We start from the raw sequence: 15,290 nt of genomic DNA, 5'->3' as shown, positions 1-15,290 counted from the left end.
CATGGCTAATTTTATCGATAGAAGATTGAATACTAAGGGAAAGAGTACAGTAAATCGTCAACGTTTTATCAACCGCTATAAGCAACAAATCAAGAAGGCCGTCAGTGACGCCGTGACCCGGCGCAGCGTGACCGACATAGATAAGGGCGAGAAGATTAGTATCCCGACTAGGGATATCAGCGAACCAACCTTTCATCAGGGACAGGGCGGCATGCGCGAGCGCGTTCACCCAGGCAACGATCAATTCTCCCGCGGTGACAAGGTTGAACGACCCCCTCAAGGTGGCGGCCAAGGCAGCGGTCAGGGAGATGCGTCCAATTCCGGCGAAGGCCAGGATGACTTCGTATTTCAGATCTCTAAAGATGAATACCTCGAGTTGCTGTTTGAAGATCTGGAACTACCAAACCTGCAGCGCAATCGCCTCAACAAGCTAGTGGAGTATCAAACCTATCGCGCCGGTTTTACCAACGATGGCGTGCCGGCCAACATCAACATCATTCGCTCGCTACGCTCATCACTGGCCCGTCGAATCGCCATGTCCTCCTCGAAGAAGGCGCTGCTGAATGAGCTCAAGGCGGAGCTAGAGGCCCTTGAGCAAACCCCCGGCTCGGAAGCTGAGAAGATCATCGCCCTGAAAGAGCAGATAGCAGAGTTAGAGGCTAAGATCGCCAAGGTACCTTTCATCGACACCTTCGATCTCAGGTACAACAACTTCGCCAAACGCGAGGTCCCCTCTAGCCAGGCGGTGATGTTTTGTCTCATGGATGTGTCTGGCTCCATGGATCAGGCCACCAAAGATATGGCCAAACGCTTCTATATCCTGCTCTATCTGTTTCTTACCCGTACCTATAAAAATCTAGAGGTGGTTTATATCCGACACCACACTCAGGCGAAAGAGGTGGACGAGCACGAGTTTTTCTACTCCCAGGAAACCGGCGGCACCATAGTCTCCAGCGCCCTCAAGCTGATGCATGAGATCCAGCGAGAGCGTTACCCCGAGAGTGAATGGAACATCTATGCCGCCCAGGCGTCGGACGGTGATAACTGGGCCGATGACTCCCCCACCTGTCGGCAGTTGCTGGAACACAAGTTACTGCCCGTGGTGCGTTACTTTAGCTATATCGAGATCACCAACCGCGCCCATCAAACCCTGTGGCGCGAATATGAAGGACTACAGAAGACTCACGACAATATTGCAGTTCAGCACATTAAGCAGGCCGAGGACATTTACCCTGTATTTAGAGAACTGTTTAAGAAACAAGCTGTTTAGGGGGCCTTATGAGTTCAAAAAAGAAGCGCACTGTATTAAATGATGGACCAGACTGGACCTTCGAGCTATTAGAAACTTACCTTACTGAGATCGAACGCGTGGCGGATCACTACCGCCTGGACACCTACAAAAACCAGATAGAGGTGATCACCGCCGAACAGATGATGGACGCCTATGCGGGCATAGGCATGCCCATAGGCTATACCCATTGGTCTTTTGGCAAGAAGTTTATCGAAACCGAGCAAGGTTATAAGCGCGGCCAGATGGGCCTGGCCTACGAGATAGTGATTAACTCAGATCCCTGCATCGCCTACCTAATGGAGGAGAACACCATTACCATGCAGGCGCTGGTGATGGCCCACGCCTGTTTCGGCCACAACAGCTTCTTCAAGAGCAACTATCTGTTTAAGACCTGGACGGACGCCAGCTCGATCATCGACTATCTGGTGTTTGCCAAAAACTATGTCAGAGAGTGTGAGGAGCGCTATGGCGAGGAGCAGGTAGAGCTGGTATTGGACTCCTGTCATGCACTGATGAACTATGGTGTGGATCGCTATAAGCGCCCCAGCGAGATCTCTCTCAAAGAAGAAAAGGTCCGTCAGAAGGAACGTGAGGCTTACCTGCAGAGCCAGGTTAACGATCTCTGGCGCACCATTCCACTGACCCCTGACACCCAGAAACAGCAGGCTGCGCCCAATTTTCCCGCCGAGCCCCAGGAGAATATTCTCTACTTCATCGAAAAGAATGCGCCCCTGCTCGAGCCCTGGCAACGGGAGATAGTGCGGATCGTACGCAAGATGGGGCAGTATTTCTATCCTCAGAGGCAGACTCAGGTGATGAACGAGGGCTGGGCTACCTTCTGGCACTACACTATTCTCAACCACCTCTACGACGAGGGGCTGGTCTCCGACCGCTTCATGATAGAGTTCTTGAAAAACCATACCAATGTGATCGCCCAGCCGAGCTATAACAGCCCCTACTACTCAGGCATCAACCCCTATGCCCTGGGCTTTAACATGTTTGTCGACATCCGCCGCATCTGCGAGTCACCCACCGAAGAGGATAAGCGTTGGTTTCCCGATATCGCCGGCAGCAACTGGCTAGATACCCTGCACTTCGCCATGGAAAACTTTAAAGACGAGAGCTTTATCAGCCAATATATGTCGCCTAACATCATTCGTCAGTTCAAGTTTTTCAGCATCTTAGACGATGACAAGAAGAACTACCTCAGCATTTCGGCGATTCATGATGACCTGGGTTATCAGGAGATCCGTCAGACACTGTCCCAGCAGTACAATCTGTCAAATCTTGAACCCAACATTCAGGTGCAAAGCGTGGCCATCTCTGGCGATCGCTCCTTGACCCTACGCTACATCCCCATCAATCGCATTCCTCTGGACAAAAGCTGCCAGGAGGTGGTCAAACACCTGCACAGGCTTTGGGGCTTTAATGTTACCTTGGAGGAGCTCAACGAACAGGGCGAGCCAATAGTGATTGCCAGCTGCCCGGAGAAGCTTTCGGAATCCGAACCTGCGGCTTAGAGGCATAAAAAAAGCGCCACCAGGGCGCTTTTTTTATTTCAGACTCGCCATTAAGCGAATTTGAAATCCACGTGCTCGATCATAGGCTTGAACGCGTGACGTTGCATAGCTTGAACACGAACTTTAACTTCTTTACCGTCTAGAACGATAGTGATGTCGTTGTTGTAGAAATCATCGTTAGTTTGGATGTTGATGATTGAACGGTGTTCGAATTCGATAGAAACGGCTTCTTTGCCCGCACCATAGATAACTGCAGGAACTTTACCAGCATGACGTAGGCGGCGGCTCGAACCTTTCCCAACTTCAGTGCGGGTTTGTGCGGTAATTGTGTAAGACATAATTTACTCACTTAAATCAATAGTAATATAGGTGGCCATCGTTTTCGACCAACGATGACCTCATTTAAAGCGAGCGAATACTAGCACAGTGATCCGGCTTTAACAAACCTTAAGTGAGTTAACGCCGGCATTTAGCTTACCAGGTTCGGACCGGGCCGGTGTCGACGTGCACAAACCCCGAGCTTGGGTAATAGCCTACTCCACCGAGTTTAAGGGAGATCGCCGCATCACGCAAATCTTTAAGGTTGACGTCTGGCAACGCGATATCCATCGCCATCCCCTTCATGTGATAACTCTTCTTCGCAACACCTGAACTGCGACTGGCCAGCATTTGATTGGTCTTAGGCGAACGATAACCTGAGATCACATGAAAGTCTTCATCAACCTGTAAGGTCTGCTTCAGCGAGAACAGTAGATCGAATAGACGCTTATCCATGGGCGCCGTTTCGTTTTGACGATGATCTCGCAACAGGTGATTAAAATCATTCAAGGTATTTGTTTGATAATCACCATCAATCCAATAGCTTCCCTGCCCCCGTTCTCCAGTGTGTCGATTGTAAAACCCTAAGGTTCTTACTCCTTGTGTCGAGCGGCTCGCTCGAGCTTTAGACGGCACCATAGAAAACATTGCTACACCACCTAGGCCTAATAACAACTGCCTACGCGCAGGACAAACTATCGTCACATCAACACCACCGTTTACTTTTTAACCAAAACAGCGGACAAATTAACCTTAAATAGCGGGGAGATCAAGTGTTAGTTGATGCCTAAGCCTGATAAACACTGGGCTAGCGGCTATTTAGCTGCCTGAAGACTCAGGCTAATATTTTGATTCTTTTTGTATATGTCGTCCCTGAACTGGGCAACATTGTCGCCGTCCAGCCACGAGGTCCAATACACCAGATGTATCGGCAGGCCAGCATCGAAGGCAAACCATTGAGTTTTATCTCGCTCAATTTGCATGCGCACCCAGGTCTGCTTATCACGCACCAGATGCGAAGCCATCCAGTTGGCTAACTGCTCAACCTTTTCAATCCGAATACAACCCGATGAGAGCGCCCTGTCACTACGTTGGAACAAGGCCTTGTCTGAGGTGTCATGGAGATAAACGCTATACTCATTAGGAAAGAAGAACTTATAGCGCCCTAGCGTATTGCCAACTCCAGGCTTTTGCACCAGACGGTAGGGAAATTTGCCCTTGGCGATGTCGCGCCACTCATCGTCACTCTTAATGACACGCTCTCCCTGATAATTAAACACCTCAAAATTTCGGCTGCTGATATAACTGCCATCCTCCCTCACCTTGGGCAGCAGATCATGGGTTAACAAGCGACGGGGCACCCGCCAACTGGGATTGAGTACCAAATTTTTTATTTCACCACTGATAATGGGCGTCGGGCGGTAGGGCTTACCGACGATCACCTTAGATTTAAGTGCCACGCGATTGTCATCCACCAGCCACATCTCGTAGGCGGGGATGTTGATCAGCAGATAACGCTCCCCTATGCCAGCAAGATATTTAGCCCGGCCAATAAAATTAAACGCTAGCAGCTGCGCGCGCGCTCTTGGGGTGCGATTAAGCCAACCCAAGGTGGCGGGGCCAATAATGGCATCGGGCTTAAGGCCGTGGCGGGTCTGAAACTTAATCAGCGCCTCTTTTAACGTCTCATCAAAATACTGCTCACTGGTATCGCCCTGGGGGTAGTCGCCAAGGGCCTGCAGGCGCGCTCTTATCTCTGGGATCGCCCTATGGCTATCGCCAAGCCTTAACCAGCCTTCCACGGCCAGTGGCGACCATGTTTCATGACCGACCAACCACAACAGATAACGCACCCGATTACTCAACATCAGATAGTCTGGCACTTGGGGCTCGCTGGCGATCACCGCGGCAAAGGGATCCTTAAGCTCAAAGGAAAAATTTCCGGTCGGTATCCCCTGACGCTGCCAGAATTTGGCTGCCGCCTCTGCAATGGGATAGAGCTTTTCGGGGGGCAACGGCTTCTCTGCCGCTAGCTGTTGACGATAATGGTCAAACTCGCTGGAAGCATCGGCAAGATGAATCACCTCAATCTGATTAAGCAACGCCTGATTTGCTGCGGCGAGTCGCTCGTCGGCTACAACCAGGCTAGACCAGCACAGCAGAAGCAATATGAAAATGCATCTCAAAGCCATAAATACCTCCTTGGATAATTATGGCTCATAGATCTCAAGCCAACCTAGGTGACTAAAGACGGATTTTTTATAAGCTAATGCCCGGTCCATACAAACCGGGCATGTTGATACAGCGGATTAGAGCGGCAATTAATGCTGGGTGGAGTGGGCTATCAACTCAGGGTAGAGCGTGTGATTAGGGTTTTCCCCGTAGCTGGGTAATACCTTAGTTGCCAGTTTTCGTTCCCTTTTTCACGGTTGTCACGAATATAGTTAAAGTAACAATAGGTGTTACTGAGGCTTAGGTCCCCACCTGAGTACCAATAGATAATATCGGTCGAACCGCCAAATGACGCGTCATCATGAGATGCCAACTGGTGGTCGCTGTTATCTAACAAACCTTCCCAAAGCTGACGACAGAAATCACCTTGCAACTGGGTACCATTGTTGCCGCCGGTTTGCGTCGTCTTACCCAATGGATAACCTGTGGTGGTCGAGTCAATTGTACCGTCGCCAAAGCAGGCTAGATCTACCACTTGGCCGCTGGCCCCAGAAGCGGCCCAACAGCTGTGATAGAGTGACACACCTGAGGTAAAGGCAGAAAATGTCCCTTTCGCCGCACTGTCGTGGGCATCCTGGCTCAATGAAACAAATCTGGGCAATGCAACCACCGCCAGAATAGCCAACACCACTATCACCACGACTAACTCAATCAGGGTAAACCCGCTCATTTTACGCATATAGATTCACGACCTTAATAATGGATCCATTAAACAATTCGTTCGTTGTATTACTGAGGAAGGTGCAAACAGGTCCCATGTGTGCTCTGCGTCGGCTTACAGACCTGGATGCAGGCGCGGTTCGCGGCTAATGGCCCAAGTCCTTTGCAAGAAGCACAACACAGCAGATAGGCCTGTTGGCCACGCCCTTCGGGGCTTATTCGGGGCTTATTCGCAACTCCCCTAACTTACCCAACCCCCAACAATTACATGATAAAAGTAAGATAAGGCTATGATTTATAATGGGTAAACAGAGTTTGTTCACAAACAAAAAGGCCCCAACTTACGTTGAGGCCTTTTTGTCATCAAATGATGGTACCCGAGGCCGGACTTGAACCGGCACGCTGTTACCAGCGAGGGATTTTAAATCCCTTGTGTCTACCAATTCCACCACTCGGGCAAAGTGTGTTTTACCGCATAGTTGCACTAAAACATAAAGTGGAGGCGCGACCCGGAGTCGAACCGAGATCGACGGATTTGCAATCCGCAGCATAGCCATTCTGCCATCGCGCCTTAGGCTAAGATTGGAGCGACATATCGGGTTCGAACCGATGACCTATACCTTGGCAAGGTATCGCTCTACCAACTGAGCTAATGTCGCCTGTTTCATCTTATTTCGCGTCAGCGTCTTACCAATGTTTCCCCTGACTGCGGAATGGCATTCTACCGATTTACCCTCAAGTGTCAACGCCCTATTTCACCTTAATGCACTGTTTGCACACTAAGTGATCGCATTGCATTTTAATTGTTCGATTCGTCGGTAAGATCTGCCCAGGCGGCCATAATGTAGCTCACCATAGACCAAAACGTTAGGATAGCCGCCACATAAAACAGCGCCATAGCCGTATAAGTCAGAAAATCATTGGGCTTCCAGATCAGACCTATGATGGCCACCATCTGCGCCGCCGTCTTATATTTACCTATCCAGGACACAGCCACCGCACCGCGCTTCCCTATCTCGGCCATCCATTCACGCAATGCAGAGATCACTATCTCGCGGCCAATCATAAACAGCGCAGGCAAGGTCAACCAGATATTCTGATATTCGGCGACCAAGAGTACCAACGCCGTAGTGACCATGATCTTGTCGGCCACCGGGTCCAAAAATGCACCGAATCGGGTCGATTGCTGTAATTTTCGCGCCGCATAGCCATCTAATGCGTCGGTCACCGCCGCCAGCCAGAAAACGAAGGCTGCCGCAAAGGGTGACCAGCTATAGGGCACGTAAAAAAGCACTACAAAAACAGGTAGTAATATTAATCTAAAAAATGTGAGAGCTATCGGTACATTAAACGGCATGTGAAAACCAATTATCTAAAAGCAGCGCCAATCTTGCCTTAATTTTCTCACCCTCGCAACGCATCATGTATTGTTTGTGCCATTTCTAGGCTAATGCCCGGCACTTTAGACAACTGCGCTACGCTGGCTCCCTTAACTTGCTGTAATCCCCCGAGGTATTGCAACAGCGCCTTACGACGCTTTGGTCCGACACCCGGGATAGACTCGAGTGTCGAGGTATTACGCGTCTTCTGACGTTTGTTACGATGGCCTGTGATGGCAAAACGATGCGACTCATCGCGAATGTGTTGAATCAGGTGCAGCGCACCTGAATCTGCCGGCAAACTAAAGGCCACCTCGTTTTCGCCATAGATGAGAGTCTCGAGTCCAGGCTTACGCCCCTCCCCCTTGGCCACGCCGATAAGTGTCGGCGCAACATCCAGATGGGCAAACTTTTCATTCACCACCTTCTGGGCAATTCTCAGCTGCCCCATACCACCATCGATAAACAGGATATCGGGTATCTTACCGTCCGCCTCTATCTTGTCGAAGCGGCGGACGATCGCCTGTTTCATCGCCGCATAATCATCCCCCGGGGTGATGCCATTAATATTATAACGGCGATATTCCCCCTTGGCCGGACCTTCGCGGTTAAAGACCACACAGGAGGCTACCGTGCTCTCGCCCATGGTATGGCTGATATCGAAACATTCCATGCGATTGATCGCCTGGCTCTGCTCCAGCGCTTCTTCTAACAATAGGAAACGCTCTTCGACGGTATTTTGATGAGACAGCCGCGTCTCAACCGCATTTTTGGCGTTGGCATCGGCGATACGCAAGAAACTGGCACGCTCGCTACGCACCTTGGTCTTGATCAGCAGACGCTTGTTAGAAGCCTGAGCGATGGCATCTTCGAGCTCATGAATATCGTCAAACTCGTGGCTGACCACTATCTCCCGTGGCAATGTCCGCTGGCTGTCGAGATTCAGATAAAACTGCAACATGAAGGCGCGCAGTACCTCGCTGACCTCTGTCTCGTCGGGCACACTAGGATAATAGCTGCGACTACCGAAGATCTTACCGCTGCGAATAAACAGCAGATGAAAACAAGCGATCCCCGACGCATAGTAGGCGCCAATCACATCCATGTCACCGGAATCGCTGGAGACCTCCTGCTGCTCGGCGACGCGGCGCAGCGCACTGATCTGGTCGCGATAACGGGCGGCTTCTTCATAATCGAGCGCCATCGCCGCCTGTTCCATCTTAGCAACTAAGGTGGCGATCACCTGCTGATCCTTGCCCCGCAGAAACAGGCTCGCCAACTTCACTTGCTCGGCATAATCCTCATCGCTTACCTTACCCACACAGGGGGCGCTGCAGCGGGCGATTTGATATTGCAGGCAGGGACGAGAACGCGCCTTATAGTAAAGATCGTCACACTGACGGATAGGAAACAGCTTCTGCATCAGATGCAGGCTCTCTCTCACCGCGCCGCCGTTAGGATAAGGCCCAAAATACTGGCCCTTCTCCCGCTGAGGCCCACGGTGATAGGCCAGTCTTGGATGTCGATGGCCACTCAAGAAGATATAGGGGTAAGACTTATCGTCTCTGAGCAGCACATTGTATCTGGGCATGTACTGCTTGATGTAATCGTTTTCCAGGATCAGTGCATCTGTCTCGCTGGGGGTCAGGGTCACATCGATGTTGGCGATGTGAGACACCAGTGCCTGAGTCTTTACGTTAGGGAGATTACGTCTGAAATAGGAGCTTAGGCGTTTCTTGAGATCTTTCGCCTTGCCCACATAGATGACGACACCATCGGCGTCATACATACGGTAGACGCCGGCGGAGGAAGAAACGGTTTTTAAAAATTGGGTCGCATTGAAGCTGTCTGTCACATCGAGCCCATCATCGCGCAGGTTAACAAATTAGAATTGGCCAGTATCCAACATCTTATAACGGATCGCCAGCCTGGTCAGCTCGACATCGCCACTGATCCCAAGCTTGGCAAATAAACGATATCGATAGCTGTTGACCGTCTTGGGGCTCAGGTTGAGCTGCTCGGAGATGTCACTCACACGTTCGCCATTGGTGATCATCATCATGATCTGCAATTCGCGTTCAGACAGTGACTTAAACGGGTTATCTTCCGACTGATTAAACTGACTCAGAGCCATCTGCTGAGCGATCTCAGGTGACAGATAGCGCTGACCATGGGCCACCTGACGAATCGCCTGTATCACCTCGGGTGGCGTTGCCCCCTTGGTGAGATAGCCTGAGGCACCGGCCTGCATCACCTTAGTCGGGAAAGGATCTTCGGTATGTATGGTCAGGACGATGATCTTAGCATGGGATTGATAGCGCAAGATCTTCCGCGTCGCCTCGAGTCCGCCTATGCCTGGCATATTCATGTCCATCAGGATCACATCTGCTTCGTTATTGCGGCACCACTGCACGGCAGATTCGCCATCCCCTGCTTCACCGACAACCTTGATACCGCGTTCATCCTCCAGGATGCGGCGGATGCCTGTTCTCACTAACTCATGGTCATCAACTAAAAATACAGAAATCAACGTGAATCTACCCTTCAGCGAATACTCGGCCCACATATACGGCATGTGGGCAACACTTGGTAATTTATCCCAAATGGGATAAAGAAGCGAGCGGAAATTAAGTTCAACTAAGCATATGAATTATAAGTGAACTATTTTTATCCGCAGCAAAGCTTAAGCCTCAATTATAGCACTCGTTCCACAGCCATCGGCGCCCAATCATACTAAAGCATTAATGCACTAGCCCATAGAAGCGAGAAAGGATGCCGCAGCATCCTTTTTTATCAACTCGATTTATCGACTCAGCAGGCCGCTAGCCTAACGACTCAGGGACACAGACCCAGCCCTGCATCAAGACGCGGGCACTACGGCTCATACTGACCTTTTCGACCTGCCACTTGCCTGCCTGTTCTCTGGCTTTGGCCCCCACCTTGAGGGTGCCAGAGGGATGGCCAAAACGCACGCTCTCACTAGCCTGACCGCCAGCCGCCTGATTCACTAAGGTGCCGGGAATCGAAGCCGCCGTGCCAATAGCCACCGCTGCGGTGCCCATCATGGCATGATGAAGCTTACCCATAGACAGGGCGCGCACGTGCAGATCGATCTCATCTGCCGAAATCGCCTTGCCACTGGAGGAGGTATAGGCCTTAGCAGGCGCAACAAAGGCTATCTTGGGCGTGTGCTGACGACCCGCCGCCTCGCCGAGCGACTCTATCAGCCCCATCTTGAGGGCGCCGTGTGCGCGTATGGTTTCGAAACGCTCAAGCGCGGCCGCATCGCCGTTGATCGCCTCCTGAAGTTCTGTGCCCTGGTAACCGAGCTGCTCCGCCTTGAGGAAGATAGTTGGGATACCGGCATTAATGAATGTCGCATCGAAAACCGGCTCGCCCGGCACCTCAAGCTTATCGACCAGGTTACCTGTGGGGAACATATCCCCCTCGCCGTCTGCTGGGTCTACAAAATCCACCTGCACCTCAGCGGCCGGGAAGGTCACGCCATCGAGCTCAAAATCTCCCAGCTCCTGCACCTCACCGTCCACCATAGGCACATGGGCGATGATGGTCTTGTTGATGTTGGCCTGCCAGATCCGCACCACGGCGGTGCCATTATCAGGAAGCTTAGCCTTGTCCACCAATCCCTGACTGATAGCGAAGGCGCCAACCGCCGCCGTCAGATTGCCGCAGTTACCACTCCAGTCGACGAAGGGTTTGTCTATTGCTACCTGACCGAAGAGGTAATCGACATCATGGTCATCGCGCTGACTCTTAGCCAGAATCACCGTCTTACTGGTGCTGGATGTGGCACCACCCATGCCGTCTGTCTGCTTACCGTAGGGATCTGGACTGCCGATCACCCGAAGCAATAAAGCATCACGGGCAGGGCCCGGCTGCTGGGCATTTAAAGGCAGATCCTTTAACGCAAAAAAGACCCCCTTGCTGGTGCCGCCGCGCATATAGGTTGCCGGAATTTTCATCTGTTTCATTGGCTTATCCTTGAAAAAGCGGGCAGGACACATCTGCCCTACCCGCTATGACTGCCTTAGGTATTCGCTTCGAGGAAGTCCTGCGCGAAGCGCTGCAACACACCGCCTGCCTGATAGACAAGTACCTCATCGGCCGTATCTAAGCGACAGGTCACAGGCACCTCGACACGCTCGCCATTTTGACGAGTGATCACCAGCGTCAGATCTGCCCTAGGTGTCGGCGAGCCAATCACATCGAAGGTCTCGCTGCCATCTATGCCATAGGTGTGACGGTTTTCACCGACCTTGAACTCCAGCGGCAGTACGCCCATACCGACCAAGTTGGTACGATGAATACGCTCAAAGCCTTCGGCGACAATCGCCTCAACACCGGCCAATCGCACCCCTTTGGCCGCCCAGTCACGGGAAGAGCCTTGGCCATAGTCGGCGCCTGCGATAATGATCAGCGGCTGCTTACGATCCATATAGGTCTCGATCGCCTCCCACATGCGCATCACCTCACCTTCTGGCTCGAGACGAGTCAGTGAGCCTTGCTTCACTTCGCCGTCCACCAGCGCCATCTCATTGATCAGCTTAGGGTTGGCAAAGGTCGCACGCTGAGCCGTGAGGTGATCGCCCCTATGGGTCGCATAAGAGTTAAAGTCCACCTCGGGTAGGCCCATCTTCGCCAGGTATTCGCCGGCGGCGCTGCTGGCCAAGATGGCGTTTGAAGGCGAGAGGTGATCTGTGGTGATGTTATCGCCTAGTACCGCCAGCGGACGCATCCCCTTCAGGGTACGTTCACCGGCAAGCGCGCCTTCCCAGTAAGGAGGACGACGAATATAGGTACTCTTTGGACGCCAGTCATACAGCGGATTGACATCTTCGCCATAGTCCACCGCCAAGTCGAACATAGGGGTATAGATATCCCTAAATTGCTGCGGCTTCACGCTCGCCTTGACGATGGCATCGATCTCCTCATCGCTCGGCCAGATATCCTTGAGGCGAATCGGCTCGCCCTTGTCATCATGACCTAAGATATCTTTCTCGATATCGAATCTGATGGTACCCGCGATGGCATAGGCCACCACCAATGGCGGCGAGGCCAGAAACGCCTGCTTGGCATAAGGGTGGATGCGGCCGTCGAAGTTACGGTTACCCGACAATACCGCAGTGGCATAGAGGTCTCTATCTATCACCTCTTGCTGAATAACAGGATCCAGCGCGCCGCTCATGCCGTTACAGGTGGTACAGGCAAAACCGACGATACCAAAGCCCAGTTGCTCAAGCTCAGGCAGAAGCCCCGCATCTTTCAGGTAAAGCTCGGCCACCTTAGAGCCAGGCGCGAAAGAGGTTTTCACCCAGGGCTTGCGCACTAAGCCAAGCTCATTGGCCTTCTTGGCGAGCAAACCCGCGGCGATCACGTTTCTTGGGTTACTTGTGTTGGTACAGCTGGTGATGGCGGCGATGATCACTGCGCCATCTGGCATCAGCTTCTCATCCTGCTCGACCACACCGGCGATGCCTTGACTGGCCAGCTCGCTGGTTGCCACGCGGCGGTGTGGATTCGAAGGACCGGCGATGTTACGCACTACGCTGGAGAGATCGAAGGTCAGTACCCTTTCATACTCAGCTTCTTTCAGGCTGTCGGCCCACAGGCCTGTGGTCTTGGCGTAGTTTTCCACCAGCTTAACCTGCTCACTGTCACGGCCTGTGATGGTGAGATAGTCGATGGTCTGCTGGTCGATATAGAACATGCCCGCCGAGGCGCCAAATTCAGGCGTCATATTAGAAATAGTCGCACGATCCCCAAGGGTGAGATCCGCAGCCCCTTCACCGAAGAATTCGAGATAGGCAGAAACCACCTTCTCCTTACGTAAAAATTCGGTCAGTGCCAACACGATATCCGTCGCCGTGATGCCGCTCTGACGCTTACCCGTCAGCTCGACACCGACAATATCCGGCAGACGCATGTAAGATGGGCGGCCCAACATGACGTTCTCGGCTTCCAGGCCGCCCACGCCGATGGCGATAACGCCCAACGCATCCACGTGAGGCGTATGGCTGTCGGTACCCACTAAGGTGTCGGGGAAGGCCACGCCGTCACGGGCCTGGATCACCGGTGACATCTTTTCCAGGTTGATCTGGTGCATGATGCCGTTGCCAGGCTGGATCACATCGACATTCTTAAAGGCCGTCTTGGTCCAGTTGATGAAATGGAATCTGTCTTCGTTACGGCGATCTTCAATCGCGCGGTTCTTCTCGAAGGCATCTTTTTCAAAGCCCGCATGTTCAACCGCCAGCGAGTGATCCACGATCAGCTGAGTCGGCACCACGGGGTTAACCTTTGAGGGATCCCCCCCCTTCTCGGCGATGGCATCACGTAGGCCAGCCAGGTCGACCAGTGCCGTCTGGCCGAGAATATCGTGGCATACCACGCGCGCCGGATACCAGGGGAAATCGAGATCACGCTTACGCTCGATGAGTTGGCTCAGGGCGTCATTTAGCAATTCAGGTTCGCAGCGCCTTACCAGGTTTTCAGCCAGCACCTTAGCTGTATAGGGCAGTTTGTCATAGGCGCCAGCGCTTAAGGCCTCGACAGCGCTGCGAGTATCAAAGTAATCGAGCGCGCTGCCGGGAAGCGGTTTACGATGTAGAGAGTTCATAAAATCATCCAAACGATTTAAGAGTTAAAGCAAGCAAACCAAAACAGCCCCTGAGCCTTTAAAGGCATAGGGGCTGGTATCTAGGCTTATCTTTCGCTGATTGGTACCACTTTACGCGGCGCAGAGCCGATATAATCCGCACTTGGTCTGATGATGCGATTGTTAGCGCGCTGCTCCATCACGTGGGCCGCCCAGCCTGTCAGGCGTGAGCAGACGAAGATAGGGGTGAACAACTTGGTTGGGATCCCCATGAAGTGATAGGCAGACGCGTGGAAGAAATCGGCGTTACAGAACAGCTTCTTGGTGTCCCACATATACTCTTCACAGGCCACAGAGATATCGTAGAGTGAGGTGTCGCCGAACTCTTTCGCCAGCTTCTCAGACCAGGCCTTGATGATCACGTTACGCGGGTCTGATTCGCGATAGATGGCATGACCAAAGCCCATGATCTTCTCTTTACGCTCTAGCATGCCGGCCATCTGCACCTTGGCATCTTCTGGCGAACTAAACTTCTGGATCATCTCCATCGCCGCCTCGTTAGCACCACCGTGCAGCGGGCCGCGTAGCGAGCCGATAGCACCGGTAATACAAGAGAACATGTCAGACAGGGTCGATGCACAGACGCGCGCGGTGAAGGTTGAGGCGTTGAACTCATGCTCAGCATACAGAATCAACGACACATCCATCACGCGGCGATGTTGATCCGAAGGCGTCTTGCCGTTCAGCAACTTAAGGAAGTGACCGCCTAGCGAGTCTTCGTCGGTCACGCAGTCGATCTCGACGCCGTCATGGCTGAAACGATACCAGTAACACATGATGGCAGGGAACGCCGCTAGCAGACGGTTAGCCGCTTTATGCTGCTGGCTGAAATCTGTCTCTGGCTCCAGGTTACCCAGGAAAGAACAGCCCGTACGCATCACGTCCATTGGATGAGCATCGGCCGGAATACGTTGCAGCACCTCTTTCAGAGTCTGCGGCAGGTCGCGCATCGACATCAGCTGGCTCTTATAGGCATCGAGCTGAGCCGCATTGGGCAGTTCGCCATTAAAAAGTAGGTATGCAACCTCTTCGAAGGTGGCGTTGTCGGCCAGATCCGACACATCATAGCCACAATAGGTTAAGCCTGAGCCTGATTTGCCCACTGTACATAACGCTGTTTCGCCCGCACTCTGTCCACGTAGTCCGGCGCCGCCTAATTTTTTATCTACCATAACGTCTTCCTATTATATTTTTGTCTATCCCTAGTACTGCAT

12 protein-coding genes and 3 tRNA genes are annotated in these 15,290 nt (G+C 52.4%); 2 read left to right on the top strand and 13 right to left on the bottom strand.

Translation table 11 applies throughout. The annotated features are described in order from the left end of the window. Nucleotide 1: 1 nt before the first annotated feature. Together L1D43_RS06795 and L1D43_RS06790 are read left to right on the top strand one after the other, a co-directional pair. Nucleotides 2-1,270 (top strand): YeaH/YhbH family protein, encoded by a 1,269-nt coding sequence (locus L1D43_RS06795; protein WP_041511369.1) that lies wholly within the window; start codon nucleotides 2-4, stop codon nucleotides 1,268-1,270. 8 nt (nucleotides 1,271-1,278) lie between these two features. Then, nucleotides 1,279-2,811 (top strand): SpoVR family protein, encoded by a 1,533-nt coding sequence (locus L1D43_RS06790; protein WP_239850427.1) that lies wholly within the window; start codon nucleotides 1,279-1,281, stop codon nucleotides 2,809-2,811. A gap of 50 nt (nucleotides 2,812-2,861) precedes the next feature. Here the strand turns inward: L1D43_RS06790 and rplY are convergent, their stop codons facing one another. The 13 genes from rplY to prpC form a co-directional block, all read right to left on the bottom strand. Then, entirely contained in the window at nucleotides 2,862-3,149 is a 288-nt protein-coding gene (gene rplY, locus L1D43_RS06785; RefSeq protein ID WP_041511371.1) for a 50S ribosomal protein L25, read from the bottom strand. A gap of 136 nt (nucleotides 3,150-3,285) precedes the next feature. Continuing rightward, nucleotides 3,286-3,834 (bottom strand): DUF882 domain-containing protein, encoded by a 549-nt coding sequence (locus tag L1D43_RS06780; protein ID WP_239850426.1) that lies wholly within the window; start codon nucleotides 3,832-3,834, stop codon nucleotides 3,286-3,288. Between the two features lie 110 nt (nucleotides 3,835-3,944). After that, complete coding sequence (locus L1D43_RS06775; RefSeq protein ID WP_239850425.1) at nucleotides 3,945-5,321, bottom strand: L,D-transpeptidase family protein; 1,377 nt, start codon at nucleotides 5,319-5,321, stop codon at nucleotides 3,945-3,947. A 152-nt stretch (nucleotides 5,322-5,473) separates the two neighbouring features. Next, nucleotides 5,474-6,040, bottom strand: coding sequence for a prepilin-type N-terminal cleavage/methylation domain-containing protein (locus L1D43_RS06770; protein ID WP_239850424.1), 567 nt, complete (start codon nucleotides 6,038-6,040; stop codon nucleotides 5,474-5,476). A gap of 352 nt (nucleotides 6,041-6,392) precedes the next feature. Further along, nucleotides 6,393-6,479, bottom strand: a tRNA-Leu gene (locus tag L1D43_RS06765). Nucleotides 6,480-6,518: 39 nt separating this feature from the next. Next, nucleotides 6,519-6,592: transfer RNA gene (locus L1D43_RS06760), tRNA-Cys, on the bottom strand. A gap of 12 nt (nucleotides 6,593-6,604) precedes the next feature. Then, nucleotides 6,605-6,680, bottom strand: a tRNA-Gly gene (locus tag L1D43_RS06755). 140 nt (nucleotides 6,681-6,820) lie between these two features. Then, entirely contained in the window at nucleotides 6,821-7,378 is a 558-nt protein-coding gene (gene pgsA / locus L1D43_RS06750; protein WP_041511375.1) for a CDP-diacylglycerol--glycerol-3-phosphate 3-phosphatidyltransferase, read from the bottom strand. A 47-nt stretch (nucleotides 7,379-7,425) separates the two neighbouring features. Further along, nucleotides 7,426-9,255 carry an excinuclease ABC subunit UvrC gene (uvrC, locus tag L1D43_RS06745; RefSeq protein ID WP_239850423.1) on the bottom strand — a complete coding sequence of 610 codons (1,830 nt, stop codon included), beginning with the start codon at nucleotides 9,253-9,255 and terminating at the stop codon, nucleotides 7,426-7,428. A gap of 30 nt (nucleotides 9,256-9,285) precedes the next feature. Further along, nucleotides 9,286-9,930, bottom strand: coding sequence for a UvrY/SirA/GacA family response regulator transcription factor (gene uvrY / locus L1D43_RS06740; protein WP_041407121.1), 645 nt, complete (start codon nucleotides 9,928-9,930; stop codon nucleotides 9,286-9,288). 292 nt (nucleotides 9,931-10,222) lie between these two features. Continuing rightward, complete coding sequence (prpF, locus tag L1D43_RS06735) at nucleotides 10,223-11,392, bottom strand: 2-methylaconitate cis-trans isomerase PrpF (RefSeq protein ID WP_239850422.1); 1,170 nt, start codon at nucleotides 11,390-11,392, stop codon at nucleotides 10,223-10,225. A 56-nt stretch (nucleotides 11,393-11,448) separates the two neighbouring features. Then, the gene (acnD, locus tag L1D43_RS06730; protein WP_239850421.1) at nucleotides 11,449-14,037 is read right to left on the bottom strand and encodes a Fe/S-dependent 2-methylisocitrate dehydratase AcnD; all 2,589 of its coding nucleotides are present in this window, start codon (nucleotides 14,035-14,037) and stop codon (nucleotides 11,449-11,451) included. 86 nt (nucleotides 14,038-14,123) lie between these two features. After that, the gene (gene prpC / locus L1D43_RS06725) at nucleotides 14,124-15,248 is read right to left on the bottom strand and encodes a 2-methylcitrate synthase (protein WP_239850420.1); all 1,125 of its coding nucleotides are present in this window, start codon (nucleotides 15,246-15,248) and stop codon (nucleotides 14,124-14,126) included. Nucleotides 15,249-15,290 lie beyond the last annotated feature (42 nt).

Origin of the sequence: Shewanella sp. Isolate8, from assembly GCF_022398495.1 — a bacterium.
In the GTDB taxonomy this organism is placed as follows: Bacteria; Pseudomonadota; Gammaproteobacteria; order Enterobacterales; family Shewanellaceae; genus Shewanella; species Shewanella aquimarina.
This window is presented reverse-complemented; position numbering and strand designations above follow the sequence as displayed.